Source organism: Methylobacterium litchii (assembly GCF_038442315.1).
GTDB classification, from domain to species: Bacteria; Pseudomonadota; Alphaproteobacteria; order Rhizobiales; family Beijerinckiaceae; genus Methylobacterium; species Methylobacterium litchii.
On record NZ_JBBXMY010000001.1, the window covers coordinates 528,010 to 550,232 of the forward strand.

18 protein-coding genes and 1 pseudogene are annotated in these 22,223 nt (G+C 70.8%); 7 read left to right on the top strand and 12 right to left on the bottom strand.

The window, feature by feature from the left end:
• Positions 1-10: 10 nt before the first annotated feature.
• The 4 genes from fdhF to AAHF99_RS02760 all read left to right on the top strand — a co-directional run bounded on the left by fdhF (position 11) and on the right by AAHF99_RS02760 (position 5,977).
• The gene (fdhF, locus tag AAHF99_RS02745) at positions 11-2,866 is read left to right on the top strand and encodes a formate dehydrogenase subunit alpha (protein WP_342162562.1); all 2,856 of its coding nucleotides are present in this window, start codon (positions 11-13) and stop codon (positions 2,864-2,866) included.
• Positions 2,867-2,872: 6 nt separating this feature from the next.
• Positions 2,873-3,166 carry a formate dehydrogenase subunit delta gene (locus AAHF99_RS02750; RefSeq protein WP_342162563.1) on the top strand — a complete coding sequence of 98 codons (294 nt, stop codon included), beginning with the start codon at positions 2,873-2,875 and terminating at the stop codon, positions 3,164-3,166.
• Positions 3,167-3,331: 165 nt separating this feature from the next.
• Complete coding sequence (locus tag AAHF99_RS02755) at positions 3,332-4,993, top strand: OFA family MFS transporter (protein WP_342162564.1); 1,662 nt, start codon at positions 3,332-3,334, stop codon at positions 4,991-4,993.
• A 78-nt stretch (positions 4,994-5,071) separates the two neighbouring features.
• Positions 5,072-5,977 (top strand): LysR family transcriptional regulator, encoded by a 906-nt coding sequence (locus AAHF99_RS02760; protein ID WP_243959146.1) that lies wholly within the window; start codon positions 5,072-5,074, stop codon positions 5,975-5,977.
• Between the two features lie 59 nt (positions 5,978-6,036).
• Here the strand turns inward: AAHF99_RS02760 and rpmG are convergent, their stop codons facing one another.
• The 6 genes from rpmG to AAHF99_RS02790 form a co-directional block, all read right to left on the bottom strand.
• Complete coding sequence (gene rpmG / locus AAHF99_RS02765) at positions 6,037-6,204, bottom strand: 50S ribosomal protein L33 (protein ID WP_238252163.1); 168 nt, start codon at positions 6,202-6,204, stop codon at positions 6,037-6,039.
• 108 nt (positions 6,205-6,312) lie between these two features.
• Complete coding sequence (locus AAHF99_RS02770; protein WP_342162869.1) at positions 6,313-7,461, bottom strand: MFS transporter; 1,149 nt, start codon at positions 7,459-7,461, stop codon at positions 6,313-6,315.
• A gap of 53 nt (positions 7,462-7,514) precedes the next feature.
• Positions 7,515-8,255, bottom strand: a complete 741-nt coding sequence (locus AAHF99_RS02775; RefSeq protein WP_342162565.1) for an NUDIX hydrolase — start codon at positions 8,253-8,255, stop codon at positions 7,515-7,517.
• Complete coding sequence (locus tag AAHF99_RS02780; protein WP_342162566.1) at positions 8,215-8,676, bottom strand: DUF983 domain-containing protein; 462 nt, start codon at positions 8,674-8,676, stop codon at positions 8,215-8,217. The genes AAHF99_RS02775 and AAHF99_RS02780 overlap by 41 nt, the downstream gene beginning before the upstream one ends.
• A gap of 20 nt (positions 8,677-8,696) precedes the next feature.
• Complete coding sequence (rnr, locus tag AAHF99_RS02785) at positions 8,697-11,006, bottom strand: ribonuclease R (RefSeq protein ID WP_342162567.1); 2,310 nt, start codon at positions 11,004-11,006, stop codon at positions 8,697-8,699.
• A gap of 145 nt (positions 11,007-11,151) precedes the next feature.
• Positions 11,152-11,490: a hypothetical protein gene (locus AAHF99_RS02790; RefSeq protein ID WP_342162568.1), complete on the bottom strand. Its 339-nt coding sequence runs from the start codon at positions 11,488-11,490 to the stop codon at positions 11,152-11,154.
• 96 nt (positions 11,491-11,586) lie between these two features.
• On the opposite strand from AAHF99_RS02790, the gene ydiJ reads away from it, so the two are divergent.
• Positions 11,587-14,637, top strand: coding sequence for a D-2-hydroxyglutarate dehydrogenase YdiJ (gene ydiJ / locus AAHF99_RS02795; RefSeq protein ID WP_342162569.1), 3,051 nt, complete (start codon positions 11,587-11,589; stop codon positions 14,635-14,637).
• Positions 14,634-15,530, top strand: coding sequence for a ketopantoate reductase family protein (locus AAHF99_RS02800; RefSeq protein ID WP_342162570.1), 897 nt, complete (start codon positions 14,634-14,636; stop codon positions 15,528-15,530). Before ydiJ ends, AAHF99_RS02800 begins: the two co-directional genes overlap by 4 nt.
• Positions 15,531-15,557: 27 nt before the next feature.
• On the opposite strand, the pseudogene AAHF99_RS02805 reads toward AAHF99_RS02800, so the two are convergent.
• From AAHF99_RS02805 to AAHF99_RS02830, 6 genes and pseudogenes are all read right to left on the bottom strand, one after another.
• Positions 15,558-15,734: pseudogene (locus tag AAHF99_RS02805) on the bottom strand (plasmid stabilization protein); the annotation flags it as partial.
• A 29-nt stretch (positions 15,735-15,763) separates the two neighbouring features.
• Positions 15,764-17,383 carry a hybrid sensor histidine kinase/response regulator gene (locus AAHF99_RS02810; protein ID WP_459558952.1) on the bottom strand — a complete coding sequence of 540 codons (1,620 nt, stop codon included), beginning with the start codon at positions 17,381-17,383 and terminating at the stop codon, positions 15,764-15,766.
• Between the two features lie 101 nt (positions 17,384-17,484).
• Positions 17,485-19,446, bottom strand: coding sequence for an AI-2E family transporter (locus AAHF99_RS02815; protein WP_342162572.1), 1,962 nt, complete (start codon positions 19,444-19,446; stop codon positions 17,485-17,487).
• Between the two features lie 44 nt (positions 19,447-19,490).
• On the bottom strand, positions 19,491-19,871 hold the full coding sequence (locus tag AAHF99_RS02820; RefSeq protein WP_243959128.1) for a response regulator: 381 nt from the start codon (positions 19,869-19,871) through the stop codon (positions 19,491-19,493).
• A 133-nt stretch (positions 19,872-20,004) separates the two neighbouring features.
• On the bottom strand, positions 20,005-20,931 hold the full coding sequence (locus tag AAHF99_RS02825) for a pyridoxamine 5'-phosphate oxidase family protein (protein WP_342162573.1): 927 nt from the start codon (positions 20,929-20,931) through the stop codon (positions 20,005-20,007).
• 5 nt (positions 20,932-20,936) lie between these two features.
• Positions 20,937-21,155, bottom strand: coding sequence for a thioredoxin domain-containing protein (locus tag AAHF99_RS02830; protein ID WP_342162574.1), 219 nt, complete (start codon positions 21,153-21,155; stop codon positions 20,937-20,939).
• A 94-nt stretch (positions 21,156-21,249) separates the two neighbouring features.
• Between AAHF99_RS02830 and AAHF99_RS02835 the strand changes: the two genes are divergently transcribed.
• Entirely contained in the window at positions 21,250-22,164 is a 915-nt protein-coding gene (locus tag AAHF99_RS02835; RefSeq protein ID WP_342162575.1) for a LysR family transcriptional regulator, read from the top strand.
• The last annotated feature ends 59 nt before the right edge of the window (positions 22,165-22,223 follow it).

Consider the following 22,223-nt stretch of genomic DNA (forward strand, 5'->3'; position numbering starts at 1 on the left):
GGAGGCTTCCATGGCCCTCATCAAAGAGATCGACTACGGCACCCCGATCCGGGTCGCCGAGCAGACGGTCACCCTGAGCATCGACGGCATGGAGGTCACGGTCCCGGCCGGCACCTCCGTCATGGCCGCCGCCATGACCGCCGGCACGCAGATCCCCAAGCTCTGCGCCACCGACAGCCTGGAGCCGTTCGGCTCCTGCCGCCTCTGCCTCGTGGAGATCGAGGGCCGTCGCGGCACGCCGGCCTCCTGCACCACGCCGGCCGAGAACGGCATGGTCGTGCGCACGCAGACCGACAAGCTCGCCAAGATGCGCAAGGGGGTGATGGAGCTCTACATCTCCGACCACCCGCTGACCTGCCTGACCTGCGCCGCCAACGGCGATTGCGAGTTGCAGGACATGGCCGGCGTCGTGGGCCTCCGCGACGTGCGCTACGGCTACGAGGGCGACAACCACGTCGTGCCGAGTGCCGAGAAGTACCTCCCGAAGGACGAGTCCAACCCGTACTTCACCTACGACCCGTCGAAGTGCATCGTCTGCAACCGCTGCGTGCGCGCCTGTGAGGAGGTGCAGGGCACCTTCGCGCTGACCATCGCCGGCCGGGGCTTCGACAGCCGCGTCGCCGCCGGGCCGACGAACTTCATGGAATCGGAGTGCGTGTCCTGCGGCGCCTGCGTCCAGGCCTGCCCGACCGCGACCCTTCAGGAGAAGACGATCCACGAGTTCGGCCAGCCCGAGCACGCGGAGGTCACGACCTGCGCCTATTGCGGCGTCGGCTGCTCGTTCAAGGCGGAGATGCAGGGCACCCGCGTGGTGCGCATGGTCCCCTACAAGGGCGGCAAGGCCAATGAAGGCCATAGCTGCGTCAAGGGCCGCTTCGCCTACGGCTATGCCACCCACAAGGACCGCATCACCAAGCCGATGATCCGCGAGAAGATCACGGATCCGTGGCGCGAAGTCTCTTGGGACGAAGCGATCGGCCGGGCGGCAAGCGAGTTCAAACGCATCCAGGCGAAATACGGAAAAGATTCGGTCGGCGGCATCACCTCGTCGCGCTGCACGAACGAGGAAGCTTACCTCGTCCAGAAGCTGGTCCGCGCCGCCTTCGGCAACAATAACGTCGACACCTGCGCCCGCGTCTGCCACTCGCCGACCGGCTACGGCCTGATGTCCACGCTCGGTACCTCGGCCGGCACGCAGGACTTCAAGTCCGTCGAGCATTCCGACGTGATCCTCGTGATCGGCGCCAACCCGACCGACGGCCACCCGGTCTTCGGCTCGCGGATGAAGAAGCGCCTGCGCCAGGGCGCGAAGCTGATCGTCGCCGATCCGCGCAAGATCGACCTCGTGAAGTCGCCCCACATCAAGGCCGATTTCCACCTGCCGCTGAAGCCCGGCTCGAACGTCGCCTTCATCAACTCGATGGCGCATGTCATCGTCACCGAGGGCCTGATCGACGAGGCTTACGTCCGCGAGCGCTGCGACCTGCCGGAGTTCGAATCCTGGGCGCGCTTCGTCGCCGAGGAGCGGCACTCGCCGGAGAGCCAGGAGCAGTTCACCGGCCTCGACCCGCAGGCCGTGCGCGGCGCGGCCCGGCTCTACGCCCAGGGCGGCGCGGCCGGCATCTATTATGGCCTCGGCGTCACCGAGCACAGCCAGGGCTCGACGATGGTCATGGGCATGGCCAACATCGCCATGGCCACCGGCAACATCGGCAAGCTCGGCGCGGGCGTGAACCCGCTTCGCGGCCAGAACAACGTGCAGGGCTCCTGCGACATGGGCTCGTTCCCGCACGAGCTGACCGGCTACCGCCACGTCTCGGACGACGCCACCCGCGAGAGCTTCGAGGCCCTGTGGGGCGCCAAGCTCGACAACGCGCCGGGCCTGCGCATCACCAACATGCTGGACGAGGCCGTCGAGGGCGCGTTCAAGGGCATGTACATCCAGGGCGAGGACATCGCGCAGTCGGACCCCGACACGCACCATGTCACCGCCGGCCTGATGGCGATGGAATGCATCGTCATCCAGGACATCTTCCTGAACGAGACGGCGAAATACGCCCACGTCTTCCTGCCGGGCGCGTCGTTCCTCGAGAAGGACGGCACCTTCACCAACGCCGAGCGGCGCATCAGCCGCGTGCGCAAGGTGATGCCGCCGATGGGGGGCTACGGCGACTGGGAGGGCACGATCCTGCTCGCCAAGGCGCTCGGCTACGAGATGCACTACGATCACCCGTCGCAGATCATGGACGAGATCGCGAGCCTCACCCCGAGCTTCACCGGCGTGTCCTACGCCAAGCTCGATGAGCTGGGCTCGATCCAGTGGCCGTGCAACGAGCGGGCGCCGCTCGGCACCCCGATGATGCACGTGGACCGCTTCGTGCGCGGCAAGGGCCGGTTCATGATCACCGAGTTCGTGCCAACCGAGGAGCGGACGGGGGCGAAGTTCCCGCTCATCCTCACCACGGGCCGCATCCTGTCCCAGTACAATGTCGGCGCGCAGACCCGGCGCACCGAGAACTCGCGCTGGCACGAGGAGGACGTGCTGGAGATCCACCCCTTCGACGCCGAGCTGCGCGGCATCGTGGACGGCGATCTCGTCTCCCTGGAGAGCCGTTCGGGCGACATCGCCCTGAAGGCCAGCGTGTCCGAGCGGATGCAGCCGGGGGTGGTCTACACCACCTTCCACCACGCCAAGACCGGCGCCAACGTCATCACCACCGACTATTCGGATTGGGCGACCAACTGCCCCGAATACAAGGTGACGGCGGTGCAGGTGCGGCGGACCAACCGGCCCTCCGACTGGCAGGCGAAGTTCTACGAGGAGGACTTCTCCCTCACGCGGATCGCACAGGAAGCGGCGGAGTAAGGCGCGATGGCGGCGGCGACCCAGGAAGACAAGCTCCTGCGCATGGCGAACCAGATCGCCTCGTTCTTCCGGTCCTACCCGGACGACGAGGCGGTCGCGGGAATCCACAAGCACATCGAGGCGTTCTGGACGCCGAAGATGGTCCACAAGCTCGAAGCGGCCCTGCCGGGCTTCGGCGAGAAGGCGGACATCCTCGTCCGCCGGGCGATGCAGATCGACGAGCCGGTGGCCGAGAGCCCGATCCGCGCGGCCACTCGCGATCCGCAGAAGCTCGGTGACGGCGCCAGCGACGCCGGTTGAAACGACGCGCCGCCATGCAATGGATGGCGGCGCGATGACAAAGATCGGGTTTCCCCGTGGGATTAACCTCGGGGTGTCATCCGTGAACTAGCCTCGTCTTGGCCCGTGCGCTAAGTGCATTTCGTATTACGGCCCGTTGAACGAGGCTGTTACGGGAGGCGACGCATGACGACTGGGGTTGCGGGTGCAGTTGCGCCCGGTGAGACGCATGGCGTCCTGTCGCGAGAGCACATCGTCGCCAAGCCCGGCTTCAACCGCTGGCTCGTTCCCCCCGCCGCCCTCGCCATCCATCTTTGCATCGGCATGGCCTACGGCCTGTCGGTGTTCTGGCTGCCCCTGAGCCGCGCGCTCTCGGTGGGCAAGCCGGCGGCCGCCGCCTGCCCCGACATGGGCGTGATGACCGCCCTGTTCACCACCACCTGCGATTGGCGGGTGAGCGATCTCGTCACCGTCTTCTCCATCGGCATTGTGGTGCTCGGCCTGTCGGCGGCCCTGTTCGGCGGCTGGCTGGAACGGGCCGGCCCGCGCAAGGCCGGGCTCGTGGCGGCCCTGTGCTGGGGCGGCGGCTTCCTCCTCGGCTCGCTCGGCGTCTACATCCACCAGCTCTGGCTGGTCTGGCTCGGCATGGGCCTGATCGGCGGCATCGGGCTGGGCCTGGGGTACATCTCCCCGGTCTCGACGCTCATCAAGTGGTTTCCCGACCGGCGCGGCATGGCCACCGGCATGGCGATCATGGGCTTCGGCGGCGGCGCGATGATCGGCTCGCCCCTCGCCGACCTGCTCATCAAGACCTTCCGCACCCCCGACACGGCCGGCGTCTGGCAGACGCTGGCAGTGATGGGCGTGGGCTACCTGCTGTTCATGATGGCCGGCGCCTTCGGCTACCGCGTGCCGCCGGCCGGCTGGAAGCCGGAGGGCTGGACGCCGCCGGCGGCCTCCACCAACGCGATGATCGCCGCCGGGCACGTCCACCTGCGGGACGCGCACAAGACCTTCCAGTTCTGGATGATCTGGCTGGTGCTCTGCCTCAACGTCTCGGCCGGCATTGGCGTGCTGGCGCTGGCCTCCCCGATGCTGCAGGAGATCTTCGGCGGCGCGCTGATCGGACAGCCGGGTACGGCGCTCGCCGCCCTCGACGGCGGCCAGAAGGCGCAGGTCGCGGCCATCGCGGCGGGCTTCGTCGGGCTCCTGTCCCTGTTCAACATCCTGGGCCGGTTCTTCTGGGCCTCCCTCTCCGACCGGATCGGCCGGAAGGTCACCTACGCCACGTTCTTCCTCCTCGGCGCGCTGCTCTACGCCGCCGCGCCCTCCGCCGCGACGGCCGGCTCGCAGGCGCTGTTCGTAGCGATCTTCTGCGTCATCCTCTCGATGTATGGCGGCGGCTTCGCCACCATCCCGGCCTACCTCGCCGACATCTTCGGCACGCAGTTCGTAGGTGCCATCCACGGGCGGCTGCTCACCGCGTGGTCGACGGCGGGCATCGTCGGGCCGTTCGTGGTGACGAAGATCCGCGAGATCCAGGCGGCCGCCGGCGTACAGGGCGCCGACCTCTACGGGCGGACCATGTACGTGCTGGCCGGCTTCCTCGTGGTCGGCTTCGTCTGCAACCTCGCCGTCCGGCCCCTGGCCCGACGCTGGTTCATGGCGGATACGGAGGTGGCGGCGTTGAGCGCCGCCCCCGGCACGCGGCAGGTGCCCTCGGGCTCGTTCGGCATCGGCCGGGGCGGGTTCAGCCTCGGCGCGCTGCTCGCCTGGGCGGTGGTCGGCATCCCGATCCTCTGGGGCATCGGCATCACGCTCTCCAAGGCCTTGATCCTGTTCCGGTAAGGGGGCCGGCGCCCGCCGCATTGTGTCGGGGCGGGCGGGCGCTTACCTCCCTGGGGAACGGGGGCCGGGAATGACGACGTGATCGACAAGCTCGACTTCCTGCTCGCGCTGGCCCGCGAGCAGCATTTCGGCCACGCGGCCGAGGCCTGCGGCGTCACGCAGCAGACGCTTTCGGCCGGGGTGAAGCAGCTGGAGAACCGGTTCGGCGTGCAGCTGGTGCTGCGCGGCTCGCGCTTCCAGGGCTTCACGCCGGAGGGCGAGCGGGTGCTGGCCTGGGCGCGGCGGATCGTGGCCGATGCCCGCGCCATGCACGAGGAGGTCACCGGCCTGCGCCGGGGCCTCACGGGCCACTTGCGCATCGCCGCCATCCCCACCGCCCTGCCGATGGTCGCGCGGCTGACCACGCCCTACCGGGAGCGCCACCCGGACGTGCGGCTGACGATCGAGTCCGCGACCTCGACCGACATCTTCTCCTTGATCGAGAACCTGGAGGCCGATGCCGGCCTCACCTATCTCGACAACGAGCCGCTGGGCCGCGTCGTCTCGGTGCCGCTCTATCAGGAGCGCTATCGCTTCGTGACGGCGGCGGGCGGGCCCTATGACGGGCGCGACTCGGTGACCTGGGCCGAGACCGGCCAAGTGCCCCTCTGCCTGCTGACGCCGAACATGCAGAACCGGCGGATCATCGACCAGCAGATCCGCGCCGCCGGGGGCGAGCCCGCCGCGACCCTCGAATCGAACTCGATGATCGTGCTGATGAGCCATGTGCGCACGCTGCGCTGGGCGTCGATCATGCCGGCGGTGCTGGTCAACGCGCTGGGCTCCATCGAGGGGCTGCAGGCGATCCCGATCACCGCCCCCGACGTCGTGCACACGATCGGCCTCGTGGCACCCCGGCGGGAGCCGTCCACGCCGATGGTGACGGCGTTGGTCTCGGTGGCCCGGCAGCTTGCGCAGACGATGGCGCAGGAGGCGGACGCCTGAGGCCAAACAAAAAGGCCGCCCCAGAGGGACGGCCCGTCGTGCGGCGCAGAGAGGTGCGCTTACTTGATCTTGCTTTCCTTGAAGTCGACGTGCTTGCGCGCGACCGGGTCGTACTTGCGCATCGTCAGCTTCTCGGTCTGCGTCCGCGAGTTCTTCTTGGTGACGTAGAAGTAGCCCGTGTCGGCGGTGGAGACGAGCTTGATCTTGACGGTGACGGCCTTGGCCATGGCGGTTGCTCCTGGGCGGGTGGCATTCCGCCGCGTGAGCGAAACGCAAAAGGGCCGGGGAGGCCCGGCCGAATACGGCGGGTGGCATGCCCGATCGAGGCGGTCAGGTCAAGGGGAGCGCCGCCTCAGCGTCCCCGCCAGGGGCAGGGCGTAGGCCAGGAACAGGCCGAGCAGGGCATAGGCGAAACCGTTCGGCGGGATCAGGTCGAGCCCGCCGCCGATGACCGGCGGCCCGAGGATCAGGCCGACATTGTAGAGCACCACGAAGGTCGCGTTGGCGCCCGCCAGATCCGCCGCCGAGACCCGCGCGCCGAGGGCGGCGAGCCCCACCGTGTAGAGCGTGCCCGCGAGCCCGCCCCAGAGGAACAGCAGGATCGCGAAGGCGGTCGCGGACCCGGAGGCCGCCGGGATCAGCGCCGAGCCCACGGCGCAGCCGAGGCTGGTGCCGAGGAGGACGAGGGTTCGGTCGAACCGGTCGGCGAGCCAGCCGAAGGGGATCTGGAACAGCACGTTGCCGAGCGCGATCAGGCTCACGAGCCCCGCCGCCCCCTGCGCGTCGTAGCCGATGCGCAGCCCGTAGAGGGGCAGGATCGCGAAGATGCCGGTCTCGACGGCGCCGTAGAGCAGGGCAGCGCAAAGCGCGGCGGGGGCGAAGCGGACATAGCCGAACACCCCGCGCCCGGTCCCGCCCTCGACGGCGGGCGACAGGCCGCGCGCGAGGAGCACGGGCAGGAGGCCGGCGAGCACGAGGAGCGCGCCGGTCAGGTAGGGCCAGAGCCCCATCGTGCCGACGAGGGTGATGAGCACCGGCCCGGTGGCGAAGCCCAGCGCCAGCACGGTCGTGTAGATGCCGAGGACGAGGCCCCGCCGCTCCGGAGGCGCCGCCGCGTTGATCCAGTATTCCGACAGGACGAACAGCGCCCCGAGCCCCGCCGAGAACACGAAGCGCAGGGGGAACCACGGCCACAGACCGGGAAGCAGCGGAAAGGCGACGAGGCTCGCCGCCGAGACGACGAGCGACAGGGTCAGCAGCGGCACGACCCCGATCCGCGACGCCACGCGCGGCACGAAGGGCACGACCAGGATGCTGCTGATCCCGGCCATCGCCGTGTTGAGGCCGATCAGCGTGCTCGACGCCCCCCGCCGCTCCATCTCCAGGGAGAGGAGCGGGATCGACAGGCTGAGGCCGATGCCCACCACCGCGACGCAGGCGATGGCCGCCGCGATGGCCGCGACGCGCTCCCGCTCGGTCGGCATCCAGCCGCCGCGTCCTCCGGCCGCCGCGACGGGGCCGGATCCGTTGAACTCTGTCACAAAAACTCCCGCTCGCGGCGGCCGTAGCGCTCGTAATGGAAGGGGATCTGCCGGTGGGGCGCGAAGTCCACGGCGATCTGCGCCTCCAACTCGTCGAGGATGGCGCGGGTGATGAAGGGCAGGTCGAGCTTGCGCGCCGCGTCGAGGCGCACCCAGGCGAGTTCGGTGAACTCGCTGTCCTCGCTCACCCGGCCGGCTTCCTCGGCGGCGACGCCGGTGCGGTCCACGGCGAAGAAGCGTGTGTCGAACCTCCGCACGCGCTTCGGCGGCGTGATCGCGCGGGCGACGAGGTGCAGGGCTTCGAGGTCAGGCAGCACCCCGTGCCGCTGAAACGCCTCCCAGCCCTCCGGCACGTCCTCCGGTGGGCCGTACTCGGCGGTGCCGAGCATCAGGCCGGTCTCCTCGTAGGTCTCGCGGATCGCGGCGAGCGCCAGGGCGCGGCCGAGATGGTGCGGCGGGCGGGAGATGCGGCGGGCCAGGGCGGCCTCGGCGTAATCGGGCAGGGCGCCGGCCACGGCCATGGAGCGGTCGCCGAGTTCGATGCGGCCGCCGGGGAACACGAACTTGCCGGGCATGAAGGCGAGGCGGGCGTTGCGCCGGCCCATCAGCACCTTCGGCCCGCCCCGCCCGCGCCGGTCCAGGACGATCATCGTCGCGGCGTCGCGGGGGCGCAGGCTCGCGGCCGGACGAGGGGCCTCAGGTGCGGCTTGCGGGGGCGCCGGGTCCGGCTGGGGCAAGGCGTGTCTCCTCCGGCCCCGGTGCGGGGCGGGCCTGCGGTAGCGCGGCGAAGCCGTGCATGCCAAGGGCGTATTGCAGGCCGACGACCGCCCCCTTCACGGGCTGCAGCAGCCCCAGGGCGAGCACCAGGGTGAAGACCGGCCAGACGCCCATCTCCACCCACAGCGGCACGTCGTACGCGCTCTCCGTCTCTAGGATCAGGTAGCCCACGATGTGGGCGACGATGAAGATCACCACGTAGGGCGGCAGGTCGTCGGCGCGGTGGTGGTGCAGTTCGAGGCCGCACGCCTCGCAATGCGGCCGCACCTTCAGGAAGCGGCCGAACAGCTTACCCTCCCCGCAATGGGGGCAGCGGCCGATGAAGCCGCGCGCCAGGGAGCGGATCAGCCCCGTGCGGGCGGGCGTCTGCGTCGTGGGCATTCATCCATTCCCCAACGAACTTAGCGGCGCGAGCCGCGATGGCGCGTGCCGGTGTTGCGGATGCCGGAGGGGCGTCCGGGCGGGGCCGCCTTGAACGGCCGTCCGGGGGCCTTGCTCGTCCCGCCGCCGCCCCTCTTCCTGCCCTCGCTCAGCAACTCGAAGCGCAGCGCCCCGGCCACGGGCGCGGCCTCCACGAGGCGCACCTCCACCCGGTCGCCGAGGCGGAAGGTCTCGCCCGTGCGCTCGCCGACGAGGGCGTGGCGGCCCTCCTCATGGCGGAAGTAGTCGGCGCCGAGCTGCGAGATCGGCACGAAGCCGTCCGCCCCGGTCTCGTCGAGCTTGATGAACAGGCCCGCCCGGGTCACGCCGGAGATCTGCCCGGCGAAGGTCGCGCCGACCCGGTCCGCGAGATGGCCCGCGATGAGCCGGTCGATGGTCTCGCGCTCGGCGGCCATGGCCCGGCGCTCCGTCGCGGAGATGCTCTCGCCGATGGCGGCGAGGTCTCCCGCCGACACGTCGGAGGACAGCCCGCCCGATCCGAGCTTGCAGGCCGAGATCAGCGCCCGGTGGACGATGAGGTCGGCATAGCGCCGGATCGGCGAGGTGAAATGCGCGTAGCGGCGCAGGTTCAGGCCGAAATGGCCGAGGTTCTCGGAGGCGTAGACCGCCTGGGCCTGCGAGCGCAGCACGACCTCGTTGATGAACACCGCGTGCTCCGTCTCGGCCACCGAGCGCAGGATGCGGTTGAACAGGTCGGGCCGGAGCGCCCCCTCCTTCGGCAGCTTGATGCCGACAGAAGCCAGCACCTCACCGAGCGCCCGCACCTTCTCCACGGCCGGCTCGTCGTGGACACGGTAGATCAGCGGGTGCTTGGCCGCTTCCAAAGTCTCGGCGGCGGCGACGTTCGCCTGGATCATGAACTCCTCGATCAGCCGGTGGGCGTCGAGGCGTTGGGGCACGATCACCCGGTCGACGCCGCCCTCCGGTGTGAGCAGCACCTTGCGCTCGGGCAGGTCGAGGGCCAGCGGCCCGCGCCGGTCGCGCGCCGTTCGCAGGGCGGCGTAGGCGGCCCAGAGGGGCTTGAGCGCCTTGTCGAGGAGCGGCCCGGTCTTCTCGTCGCCATGGCCGTCGATGGCGGCCTGGGCCAGCGCGTAGGAGAGCTTCGCCGCCGAGCGCATCATCACCCGGTGGAACGTGTGCTTGCGCTTCGTCCCATCGGCGGCGATCACCATGCGCACGGCGAGCGCCGGGCGGTCCTCGCCCTCGCGCAGCGAACACAGGTCGTTCGAGATGCGCTCCGGCAGCATCGGCACGACGCGGTCGGGGAAGTAGACCGAGTTGCCCCGCTCCAAAGCCTCCCGGTCGAGGCTGGTGCCGGGGCGGACATAGGCCGCCACATCCGCGATGGCGACCGTCACGACGAAGCCGCCAGCATTGGTCGGGTCCTCGTCGGGCTCGGCCATCACCGCGTCGTCGTGGTCCTTGGCGTCGGGCGGGTCGATGGTCAGCAGAGGGCGGTCGCGCCAATCCTCGCGGCCCTTCAGCGTGGCGGGCTTCACCGCGTCGGCCTCGGCCAGCGTCGCGTCGGCGAAGACGTGCGGGATGCCGTGGATGTGCAGGGCGATCAGGCTCACCGCCTTCTCGGAGCCGAGCGACCCCAGCCGCTCCTTCACACGGCCCTTGGGCAGGCCGAAGCGGGTCTCGCGTTCGAGCGTGACGCTCACGAGGTCGCCGTCGCGGGCCTCACCCTCCTCGCCGGGCGGGATCAGGATCTCCTTGCCCTGGCCCTTCTTCTCGACGGGCACGATCCGCCCGCCCTGGGCGCCGGCCCGGTAGACGCCGATGATCTCGGCCTTGTTCTTCCCGATGACCTTGACGATCCGGCCGGAATAGCCGCCCTCCGCGTCGCGCTCGACGCGGATCAAGGCGCGATCACCGATGCCCGGCGCCGGGCGCTTGGCGCCCCGCCCGCCGCGCACCGGCATCAGCACGATGGAGGGCGGCTTGCCCTCGCCGGCCCACTCCACCGGCACCGCGAGGAAATCGCCGTGGCGGTCGCGGGAGCGGATGTCGGCCAGCACGACGGGCGGCAGGCGCCCGGCTTCCGCGAGGCCGCCGCGCCCGCGCTCCAAGGCGCCTTCGCCCTCGATCTCCTTGAGAATCGCCTTCAGCTCGATCTTCGCCGCGCCGCCCTTCACGCCGAAGGCCTTGGCGATCTCGCGCTTGCCGACGCGTTCCTTTGATTCGGCGACGAAGGCGAGGATCTGCTCGCGCGTGGGGAGCGTCTGGGGGAGGGCGGTGTCCGCCTTCGCGCGGGTGCGGGGTGCCAAAGATCCGTGCCGTATCTGGAGAAGGGGCAAGCAGGCCGTGCGGCCCGCGCTTCCCCCCGAAGGTGGTGGCGCAGACGGCGCACGGCAACGACTCATCCGTGTTCGTCAACAGATGCCGCAGGTTGGCTCCGGTCAAGTCGCCGCGTCAGCCGGTCGAGGCCGACTTGCGGATGGTCTCCACCGCTCCATCGATGTCGAAGCCCGGTGCCAGCAGGTCGGCGAGGGCGAACGGGCACTGGCGCGGCAGCGTCAGGTTCACCTGTCCCTCCTCGTCAACGAGCTCCGGCGACTCGGCCTCCTGGATGGCGAGCGTCCAGGCGCCGTCGATTCGGACATGGGCCGGGTCCGGCGGGCTCGCGGCCAGCGCCTTCAGCCTCGCGGCCCCTTCCTCCCGGCAGGCGAGGCTCTTGGCGTCGTCCGAGAGCAGCGCCGCCTTGATCAGTTCGGCCAGGGCATCCCTGACCCGCTCCACATCCGCGTTCATGCCTTGTCCCGGTGAGTGACTGCTGCGACGGACTGGCAAGGGCAGTGCCAGTTGCTTCGGCTTCCCTCGCGGGCCGCCGGGTGTAGAACGCGCGGCATGATCCCGGTTCTCACCCGCACCGCCGACGCGGTTCCCCTCTACGAGGCCGCCTGCGCCGAACTCCTCGCGCGCGGCTTCGAGGGCGACCTGTCGCTGACGCCGGCCGACCGCACCGTCTTCGCCACGGACAACTCGATCTATCAGGTCGAGCCCGGCGCCGTCGCCTTCCCGCGCAGCCGCGACGACCTCGTGCGGATCGCGCGCCTGCTGGACGATCCGCGCTTCACGGAGATCGTCATCCGCCCGCGCGGCGGCGCGACGGGGACCAACGGGCAGTCGCTCGGCCACGGCCTCGTGGTCGACACCTCCCGGCACATGAACCGCATCCTTCAGATCGACGTCGCGAACCGGGTGGTCCGCGTCGAGCCCGGCGTGGTGAAGGACCAGCTCAACCGCGAACTCGCCAAGCACGGCCTGTTCTTCGCGCCCGAACTCTCGACCTCGAACCGCGCCACCCTCGGCGGCATGATCTCCACGGACGCCTGCGGCCAGGGATCCTGCCTCTACGGCAAGACCCGCGACCATGTGCTGGCGCTGACCTGCGTGCTCACCGACGGTACCGTCTGGACGGCCGAACCCCTCGACGCCGAAGGTCTCGCCGCCGCCAAGGCGCAGCCGGGCCGGGTCAGGGACATCCACCGGACGGTGGACGAGGCCATCACCGCGAACGCCGCGCTCATCGCCGAGCGCTTCCCCAAGCTCAACCGCTGCCTCACCGGCTACGACCTCGCCCATGTCCGCGACGGGGAGGGGCGGTTCGACCTGAAGAGCCTGATCTGCGGATCGGAGGGGACGCTGGCCCTCATCGCCGAGGCGCGACTCAACGTCCTGCCGATTCCGAAGGCGGCGGCGTTGGTCGCCCTGTCCTACGTCGATTTCGACGCGGCGCTCCGGGACGCGCAGGCGCTGATGCCCTTCGGCGCGGCCTCCGTCGAGACCATCGATTCGACCGTGCTCGGCCTCGCCCGCAAGGATCCGATCTGGGCCGAGGTGCGGGCCTTCTTCCCCGACGATCCGGCGGGCCGCAAAGTCGAGGGCATCAACCTCGTGGAGTTCGTCGGCGACGACGAAGGGGCCGTCGCGGCGGCCTTGAGCCGGCTCACGACCATTCTCGATGCGGAGCGCGAGAGCCACGGCAAGCGCGTCGGCTACACGGTGGCGAAGGGCGCGGCCATCGAGCGCCTGTGGACCATGCGCAAGAAGGCGGTGGGCCTGCTCGGCGCGGCGAAGGGCGAGGCGAGGCCGATCCCCTTCGTGGAGGACACGGCCGTGCCCCCCGAGGTGCTGGCCGATTACATCGCCGAGTTCCGCGCCCTCCTCGATGCCAAGGGCCTGCGCTACGGCATGTTCGGCCATGTCGATGCCGGTGTGCTCCATGTCCGCCCGGCCATCGACCTGAAGGACGAGCGCCAGGCCCCCCTGATCCGCGAGGTGACGGAGGGCGTCGTAGCGCTCACCAAGCGCTACGGCGGGCTGCTCTGGGGTGAGCACGGCAAGGGCTTCCGCTCGGAATTCGTGCCCGAGACCTTCGGGCCGCTGGTGCCCGTGCTGGAGATCGTGAAGCGCGCCTTCGACCCCGGCGACCGGATGAACCCCGGCAAGATCGCCTCCTCCGCCGGCCGGCCGCTCACGCGGATCGACGGTGTACCCCGCCGGGGCGAGGCCGACCGGACGATTCCCACCCCCGTCCGCGCCGCGTTCGATGCCGCGCTCCATTGCAACGGCAACGGCGCCTGCTTCTCCTACGACGCCGACGAGGCGATGTGCCCGTCGTGGAAGGCGACCCGCGAGCGGCGGCATTCGCCGAAGGGCCGCGCCTCGCTGATGCGGGAATGGCTGCGGCTCGCCACGGCCGCCGGGGCGGACCCCGCCGCCGCGCTCAAGGCCGAGCGCCCGAACTGGCTCGGCGACCTGCTGCGCAGCCTGCGCCCCGCCGGCAACCGGGACGACTTCTCCCACGCGGTGAAGGAGGCGATGGACGGCTGCCTCGCCTGCAAGTCCTGCACGGGCTCCTGCCCGATCAAGGTGGACGTGCCGACCTTCCGGGCGAAGTTCCTGGCGCTCTACCACCAGCGCTACCCGCGCCCGCTGAAGGACCATCTGATCGCGGCCCTCGAACCGCTGCTGCCCCTGGCGGCGCAGGCGCCGCGGCTCGGCAACGCACTCGCCGCAAACCCCCTCGCCCGCGCGGTGATGGCGCGGCTCGGGCTGGTGGCGATCCCCGCCCTTTCGACCTTCGACCTCGCGGGGGCGCTGGCGAGGCTCGGCGTCGCCACCGCGACCCCGCTGGCCCTGCGCGGTCTCGGCGAAGACGAGCGCAAGAAGTCCGTGGTGATCGTGCAGGACGCCTTCACCACGCATTTCGAAGCGGACCTCGTCGCAGACCTCTGCGCCCTGCTGGTCGAACTCGGCTTCCGGCCCTGGCTGGCGCCCTACCGGCCGAACGGGAAGCCGCTCCATGTCCACGGCTTCCTCGCCCGGTTCGGCCGGGTCGCCGCCGAGGGCGCGGCGGCGTTGCGGGCACTGGCCGCCGAGGGCGTGCCCCTCGTCGGCCTCGATCCGTCGATGACGCTCACCTACCGTTCGGAATACGCCGCCGCGCTGCCGGCCGGGGCGGTGCCGAAGGTCGAGATGGTGCAGGAATGGCTGTCCGGCCGGCTCGGGGCAATCGCCCCACGCGAGGGCGGGGGTCGCTACCGCCTGCTGCCCCATTGCACCGAGCGCACCAACGCCCCTGGTGCGGTGAAGGATTGGCAGGCCGTGTTCACCCATCTCGGCCTGAGCCTCGACGTGCCGGCCTCCGGCTGCTGCGGCATGGCCGGGACCTACGGCCACGAGGCGAGCCACCGCGCCACCTCCGAGACGATCTACCGGCAGAGCTGGGCGCATCATGTCGCCGCGTCGGCGGGGGATCTCCTGGCGGATGGCTATTCCTGCCGCTCCCAGGCGAAGCTCGTGGACGGCATCCGCCTGCGCCACCCGGTGCGGGCGCTCCTCGACCATGTGCGGACGAGCGCCGTCGCGGCGCCCCGGAAGGCGGCAGCATGAGCGAGGCCCGCACGATGCGCGTCGCCGTGATGGGGGCGGGGGCGGTCGGCTGCTATTACGGCGCCGTGCTGGCCAGGGCCGGGCATCCGGTCACGCTGATCGGCCGCCCGGCGCTGGCGGAGGCCGTGGCCGAACGGGGCCTCGTCCTCGACACAGCGCAGGGACGGGAAATCCTCGCGCTCAACGCCGTCACTGGGCCGGAGGGCGTGGCCGGGGCGGATTGCGTCCTGGTCTGCGTGAAGTCGGGGGATACGGAGGAGGCCGGGCGGTCGATGCGGCCGCATCTGGCACCCGGCGCCGTGATCCTCAGCCTGCAGAACGGCGTCGACAACGGCGAGCGGCTGGCCTCGATCCTCGGGCGGCCGGTCGTGCCGGTGGCGGTCTACGTCGCCACCGCCATGGAGGGGGCGGGCCATGTCCGCCATCACGGGCGGGGCGATCTGATCCTCGGGCCGGGCGGCGAGGCGGTTGCGGATCATCTGAACGCGGCCGGCATATCGGCCACCGTCTCCGAGCGGGTGCGGGACGCCCTCTGGGCGAAGCTCACGATCAACTGCGCCTGGAACGCCCTCTCGGCGCTGGGCGGCCAGCCCTACGGGCGGCTCTTCGCCGGCGAGGGCGTCGCGGCCGTGCTGGCGGACGTCACCGCCGAATGCCGCGCGGTGGCGGAGGCCAGCGGCGTGCGCCTGCCGGAGGACATGCTGGATCAGGTCCGCGCCATCGCAGCGACCATGGCGGAGCAGCGCTCCTCCACGGCCCAGGATCTCGCCCGGGGCCGCCGGACGGAGATCGATCATCTCAACGGCCTCGTCGTCCGCGAGGGCGAGCGGCTGGGTATCCCGACTCCGGCGAACCGGGTGCTGCACACGCTGGTAAGGCTGGTGGAGCCCTGAGGGGCGCTAGCCTTTCGCGGTCCCGGCCTTGGCACGGCCCGATCCCCCCGGATGCTTGCCGCCGCCGTCGTCCTTGTTGACGGTCGCCCAGGCGCGGGCCTCGGCTTCCTTCTCCGGAACGCCCTTGTCCTCATAGGACTCGGCGATGTGCTCGGCCTTGCGCTTCTGCTTGTCCGTGTATTTCGACTTGTCGCCCTGGGACATGGCGCGTCCTCCCGATGGAAGCGGCGGCCTCACGAGACTCCGGTGGGGCCGTCGAGGATCGCCCGCACCCGCCGGATCAGCTCCGTGCGGCGATAAGGCTTGTTCAGAATGTCGAATTCCGAACCCCCCACATCGGTTCGCTCCAGGCTCGCCTCCGCGTAGCCGGTGGCGAGCAGCACCTTCAGGCGCGGCTGGCGGCGACGGGCCTCGCGGGCGAGCACCACGCCGTTCATGCCGCCGGGCATGATCATGTCGGTGAAGAGCAGGTCGATGCGCTCGCTGGAATCGAGGATTTCCAGCGCCTCCTTGCCGCTCCCGGCCATCAGCACCGTGTAGCCGAAGTCGCGCAGGATGGTGCGGGCGAGTTCGGCCACGTCCTGGCGGTCGTCCACCACGAGGACCGTCTCGGTGCCCGGCCGGTCGACGGTGCGCAGGGCGACCTTGGCGGGCATGGCTTGCTCGCCCTCGACCGCCGGGAAGGACAGCTTCACCGTCGTGCCGGACCCGACGGCGGATTCGATCTGCGCCGCCCCGCCGGATTGCTTGGCGAAGCCGTAGACCATGGAGAGGCCGAGCCCGGTGCCCTTGCCCTCCTCCTTGGTGGTGAAGAACGGGTCCATCACCCGCGCCAGCACGGCGGGGGGCATGCCGGTGCCGGTGTCGGTGACGGCGATGGAGGTGTAGCGCCCCTCGCGCAGGGGGCCGACCTCGTGGTCGGCAGTCACCGTCACGGTGCGGTTGGCGGTGGCGATGCGCACGGTGCCGCCGCCCGGCATCGCGTCGCGGGCGTTGATGAGCACGTTAAGGAGCGCGACCTCGGCCTGGGTCGGGTCCACGCGGCAGTTCCAGAGGTCCTCCGCGAGGGCGAACTCTACCTGCACCGCGTCGCCGACCGAGCGGTCGATCATGTCCCGCATCCCCTCCACGAGGGTGTTCAGGTTCACCGAGCGGCCATCCAGGCGCTGCTTGCGGGCGAAGGCCAGAAGCTGCTGCGTGAGGGTGGTAGCGCGCTCGGCCGCCTGCCGGATGTTGTCCGTCGCCCGGCCGAGCCGCGCCCGGTCGGCATCGGGCTTCTCCAGCCCGGCGGCGAGGATGTCGACGTAGCCGACGATCACCTGCAGCAGGTTGTTGAAGTCGTGGGCGATGCCGCCGGTCAGCTGGCCGAGGGCTTCCATCTTCTGCGCCTGGCCCAGCGCCTCCTCCGCGTCGCGGCGGCGGGAGACGTCGAGCTGCGAGCCGAAATAGTAGACGAGCTCACCCTCCGTGTTGTGCACGGGCGAGACGAACAGGGCGTTCCAGAAGGTCGAGCCGTTCTTGCGGTAGTTCAGGATCTCGGTGGCGAATTCCCGACGCTCCGCGATGGCGGCGCGCACCTGGGCGATGGTCTCCTGGTCGGTCTCGGGCCCCTGGAGGAAGCGGCAATTGCGGCCGATCAGTTCCTCCGGCGTGTAGCCGGTCATCGCCAGGAAGGCGCGGTTGGCGAAGATGATCGGGTTGTCGGGCTGGCGCGGGTCGGTCACGATCATCGGCATCCGCGTCGTCTCGACGGCGGCGAAGAAGATCTCGCTCTTGGGGTCGGACACCTCGGCCGGGGCGTCGTCGTGGACGCGGGTCCCTTGGGACTCGGACATCTGTTCGGTCTCGCGCATCCCGCCGGTCGCCGGCGACGGTGGGAATCGCTCCGCCGACGCCAACGGTTCCCCCTAGCTTGGGCGGAAATCTGCGCAAGTGCGAAAGGGGATGCCGGCCCTTACGCGAGGGCCAGCGCGGGCTCCTGCGTCGCCGGCTTGGCCAGGGCGGGAGTGGGCTGTGGCGCCCGGCTCGCCGCCAGGGCGGCGGAGAGGGCGTCGCTCAGCGAGGTGACGAGGTAGTCCGCCGAGGTCGCCCGGCGCAGGCGGGCGAGGCTCGCCGGGTCGCGCTCCCGCCAGAAGCCCACGAGCACCTTCACGCCGGGAATGGCGGCGCGGGCCTGCCGCACGGAGAAGCGCACCTGCGAGAGGCTGACGGGTTCGAGGTAGGAGAAGCACACCATCGCAATGCCCTCCTGCTCCTCCGGCCGCTCGCCCGCGCGGATCGCGGCCATGGACAGGGTCTGCGAGGCGAGGCCGTGCCGGGCGAGGACTTGGCTCAGCATCAGCGTCGCCGCCTCGTCGAACGGGCCGCGGCTCGACACGCAGAGCACCGGCTTGGCGCCGCGCCACGCGGGGGCGAGGTCTTCCCGCCCGAGCACGATGGCCGCCTCCTGCCGGTCGGGGCCGACCGCGTCGAGGGCCGCCGCCGTCTCGGTGTCGGCGCCCCGGCTGTTCTTGCGCCGCGCCCGCCGGGCGACGGGCAGGGTGCCGAGGCGCGCGACGACGGCGCGGATCGCCGTGCCGACTTCCTCCTGCCGCTCGCGCACCAGCGTCCCGCGCGAGAGGTCTTCCTGCGCCAGCAGCAGCCCCGCCTGCACCACCTGATCGTAATAGGTGACGAGGGCGCGCTCCTTCAGGAATTGCCGCCCCTGCTCGATGGCCTCGGCGGGGTCGTTGGCCAGCATCCGCTGGTAGAAGATCTCGGAGGGCGCCAGCGCCGGCCGGTCGCCGAGCAGCACGTCGAGATACCAGAGCCGGTCGACATGGCGGCCGAGCACCACGAGGCAGACGGTGAGCGGCGTCGCCAGGACGAGGCCGATCGGCCCCCACAGGAAGGTCCAGATCGTCGCCGAGAGGATCACCGCCACGGGCGAGATGCCGGTGGAGTGGCCGTAGAGCAGCGGCTCGATCACGTGGCCGCACAGGGGTTCGACCACGAGGAACAGGGCCACGGTGGAGATCACCATCGACCAGCCGGGGTCCACCGCCGCCGCCAGGATCACCGGCAGCAGGGCGCTGATCGCCGCGCCGATATACGGGACGAAGCGCAGGATCGCCGCGAGCACGCCGAACAGCGTCGGGCTCGGCACGCCGATGAAGCCCAGGCCGAGGCCGATCACGAGGCCGAAGGCGATGTTCAGGGCGAGCTGCGCCAGGAAGAACTTGGAGAGCCGGCTCGTGGCGTCGTCGATGGCGGCGGTCGTCCGCCGCAGGTCGCCGGGGCCGATGAGGCGGATGGCGCGGTTCCGCAGATCCTCGCGCTGCATCAGGATGAAGATCGTGAAGATCAGGATCAGACCGGTCGTGGCCAGCGGATGCAGCACCGGGCCGGCGAAGGTCTGCAGCGTGTCGAGGACGCTCGCCCGCGCGGGGCTCAGTTCCACGGTCAGCGGATGGGTGGGGGTGCCGGGCTCCCCCTTGTACTCGGCGGCCGGCGGCGGCGAGATCGCCGCGCCGAGGTCCTGCACCATGTCCACGAGGCGCGACAGGGAGCTCGACCCGTCGGTGGCCCCGCGCAGATCGCGGATCTTGTCGCGCATCGTCAGGGTGTAGCGGGGCAGGTCGGAGGCGAGTTGCGACGCCTCGCTGGCGATGAGGCTGCCGATCCCGAACAGGGCGCCGAACACGATCACCACGACGAGCATGACGGCGGGCGCCCGCGGCACTCTCACCCGGCGCAGGATCCGCACGAAGGGCGCCAGCACGAAGCTGAGGAGGATCGCCAGGGTGACGGGCACGAGGATCTCGCGCCCGAAATAGAGCGCGGCCATCACTCCCACGACGAGGAGGAAGGAGGCGAGCGCCACCATGATCGGCAGGCCCTGCTTCAGGCGCTGCGCCGTGACGGGATCCTCGCTCACTGACACCCTTCCCTTATCACAGTGCCTCTGGCGCGAAGCCGGCCTCAGCCGGTCTGCGCCGTCTCCCCGAGCGCCGTGCTGATCTGGCTGAGCAGCTTTGAGAAATCGACCGGCTTCGGATGGTAGTCGTCGCAGCCCGCCTGGATCGCCTTGTCCCGGTCGCCGGACATGGCGTGGGCGGTCAGCGCGATGATCGGGATGGTGCGGGTGTCCGCCCCGGCCTTCAGGGCACGGGCGGCGGACCAGCCGTCGAGGACGGGCAGGTTCATGTCGAGGAGGATCACGTCCGGTTGCCCGGCGCGGGCCTGCCGCACGCCGGCCTCGCCGTCATGGGCCAGGATCACCTCGTAGCCCCGCCGCTTGAGGCGCCGGGACAGGAAGTCCCAGATCTCCTCATGGTCCTCTACGAGCAGTATCTTCGCCATCCCCAACCCCCATCGCCCCGATCCTGCTCTGCGCCATCGCGCGGCGATGCACAATGCTCCGACTTCCTCCAACGTCCGCCGAGGCGATCCGGTCCCTCCGACCCTGACGCTTCCGTGCGTCTGAATTGATTATTCAGCGATCAGGGGCGTTCGGCACGTCCCAGGAACCCGTCGCGGCGGTCTGGGGGCCCGGCTCCGGCGTGCTCCAGCGGAAGGGCAGGGCACCGGGCCGGCGCCAGCCCCGCGTGACCGCGAATCGCCAGGAGCGCTCGGCCCCGGCGAAGCGTGCGGCCGTGTTCCCGCTCCAATCGATCTCGGCGCGGCCCTGAAGGACGAGGAGGTCGCCGGTCTCGAAATCCGGGATCAGCAGGGAGGCGCGCGAATCGCCGAGCAGGTTGCCGAACGTGTTGAAGAAGCGGTTGCCGGAGAAGTCCGGCACGCTCAGCCCATCGCCCTCCACGCGGACGAAGCCCGGCCGCCCGCCCCGATGGGAGATGTCCACGCCCCCGCCCAACTCCGCGCGCGACCGGCTGGCGACGAACAGCGTGTCGGCGGCCCCGATGATCGCGCGGGCGGCGGCGTCGAGGCCGGTGAGCGGCACGCTCCGGCCCGTCCGCCGCAGGAGGGGGCTCGCCTCCCGGCGCTGAATGTATTTCGGGCAGTTGCCGAAGCTCTCCGCGACTTCGACGGTGTATCCATCCTCGTCCCGTCCGGTGATCGTGCCGTTGGCTCGGTTGCGGCGGCGGTTCGACAGGTCGAGCCCGAGCAGGCCGACCGGGCGTCCCGCCACGAGGTGGCGGCCGGCGGGGTCGTCGGGGGCCGGGGTATCGGCAATGCGCAGATGCGTCGCGTCGGGCGAGCGGATGAAGCCCGGCGCGCCGGTCGCCACCGTGGCGACGGGCCAGCCCGCCTCGTCGAGAGTCCCGACGAAGAGGTAGGGCAGGCCGGCGAAGAAGGTCCGGTGCTGATCCGGCATGAAGGACCGGATCGCCGGGATATCGCCAAGGACGTGGCCGGCCAGCGCCTGCGCCGCGCGCTCGTCGTCGTGGAAGGTGGCCATGGCACTCACTCCTGCGGGATGAGCGAGGCGAGCATCCAGTGGCCGTCGGGAGCGGAGCAGGCCGCTAGATCGACGAGGATGGCGTTGCTGTCGGGGACGACCACCTCGCCAACCATGAGCATCGGCACCTGCCCGAGCGGGTTGAGCCGCGACAGGAACAGCTCGGCGCGGTGCGAGTGATCCGAGAGGCGCAGGCCATGGAGGGTGATATCGGGGTCGGGCATGGTGGATTCTCCTTCGACCGGTAAGATCGCCCTTGCACGCACTGCGCGAAACCGGGTCTCCTCGGCATTCAGAATTTCAGATGCCGCAACGATCATGGACCGCCTGGACGAACTGGCCCTCTTCGTCGCGATCATCGACGCCGGCAGCCTCGCCGGCGCGGCGCGACGCCTGAACCGCTCCGCTGCGGCCACGACGCGGGCTCTCGCCGCCCTGGAGGCGCGGGTCGGGGCGCGGCTCGTGGCGCGCACCACCCGCCGCCTCGCTCCCACCCCGGCGGGGCTGGCGCTGGCCGAGCAGGCGCGGGGGCTCGTCTCGGGCTACGAAGGAGCAATCCTCGGGGCGGGCGAGGGGCTGGTGCGGGGCCTCGTGCGCATCACGGCCCCGGTCCTGTTCGGGCGGCGGCACATCGCGCCGGTGGTCGCCTCCTTCCTCGACGCCTACCCCGAGACGCAGGTCGAGCTCGTTCTGGCCGACCGCAACGTCGATCTCGTGGAGGAGCGGCTCGACGTGGCCCTCCGCATCGGGGCGCTCGCCGAATCGCGCCTCGTCGCCCGCCGGGTGGGTCAGGTCCGCCGGATCCTCGTTGCGAGCCCGGATTACCTTGCCGCCCGTGGCGTCCCGCAGAAGCCGGGCGATTTGGCCGCCCACGATACGATTCTCGTCCAGATCCGCTCTGGTTCTCTTGAATGGCTGTTCGGCCGTACCCGCGTGCGCCTTGCGCCGCGCCTCATCGTCAACGAGGTCGAGGCCGCGCTCACGGCGGCGCGGGCCGGGCGGGGCATCGCCCGCGTCCTGTCCTATCAGGCCGCCGAGGACATCGCGGCAGGGCGGCTGGTGCGCCTTCTCCCCGGCCACGAGCCGCCCCCGGTGCCGGTGCAACTCGTCACCTCCGGTGCCGACCACCGCCCGGCGCGGGTGAACGCCTTCCTCGACCACGCGAGCGCGGCTCTGCGGGCGCTCCCCGTGCTGCACAGCGAGGGAGGGAACAGCGGGGCGGGGATGTCCTGACTCCCGGGCGATGTGTGCCGCAGCACACTTTTGCTCCCGACGCTGGCATGCCAAGGCGG

Bases quoted from the DNA above. Each gene is read 5' to 3' on its own strand.
- fdhF (WP_342162562.1), top strand. From the start codon at position 11: ATGGCCCTCATCAAAGAGATCGACTACGGCACCCCGATCCGGGTCGCC.
- AAHF99_RS02750 (WP_342162563.1), top strand. From the start codon at position 2,873: ATGGCGGCGGCGACCCAGGAAGACAAGCTCCTGCGCATGGCGAACCAG.
- AAHF99_RS02755 (WP_342162564.1), top strand. From the start codon at position 3,332: ATGACGACTGGGGTTGCGGGTGCAGTTGCGCCCGGTGAGACGCATGGC.
- rpmG (WP_238252163.1), bottom strand. From the start codon at position 6,204: ATGGCCAAGGCCGTCACCGTCAAGATCAAGCTCGTCTCCACCGCCGAC.
- AAHF99_RS02770 (WP_342162869.1), bottom strand. From the start codon at position 7,461: ATGCCGACCGAGCGGGAGCGCGTCGCGGCCATCGCGGCGGCCATCGCC.
- AAHF99_RS02780 (WP_342162566.1), bottom strand. From the start codon at position 8,676: ATGCCCACGACGCAGACGCCCGCCCGCACGGGGCTGATCCGCTCCCTG.
- AAHF99_RS02790 (WP_342162568.1), bottom strand. From the start codon at position 11,490: ATGAACGCGGATGTGGAGCGGGTCAGGGATGCCCTGGCCGAACTGATC.
- ydiJ (WP_342162569.1), top strand. From the start codon at position 11,587: ATGATCCCGGTTCTCACCCGCACCGCCGACGCGGTTCCCCTCTACGAG.
- AAHF99_RS02800 (WP_342162570.1), top strand. From the start codon at position 14,634: ATGAGCGAGGCCCGCACGATGCGCGTCGCCGTGATGGGGGCGGGGGCG.
- AAHF99_RS02810 (WP_459558952.1), bottom strand. From the start codon at position 17,383: ATGCGCGAGACCGAACAGATGTCCGAGTCCCAAGGGACCCGCGTCCAC.
- AAHF99_RS02820 (WP_243959128.1), bottom strand. From the start codon at position 19,871: ATGGCGAAGATACTGCTCGTAGAGGACCATGAGGAGATCTGGGACTTC.
- AAHF99_RS02825 (WP_342162573.1), bottom strand. From the start codon at position 20,931: ATGGCCACCTTCCACGACGACGAGCGCGCGGCGCAGGCGCTGGCCGGC.
- AAHF99_RS02830 (WP_342162574.1), bottom strand. From the start codon at position 21,155: ATGCCCGACCCCGATATCACCCTCCATGGCCTGCGCCTCTCGGATCAC.
- AAHF99_RS02835 (WP_342162575.1), top strand. From the start codon at position 21,250: ATGGACCGCCTGGACGAACTGGCCCTCTTCGTCGCGATCATCGACGCC.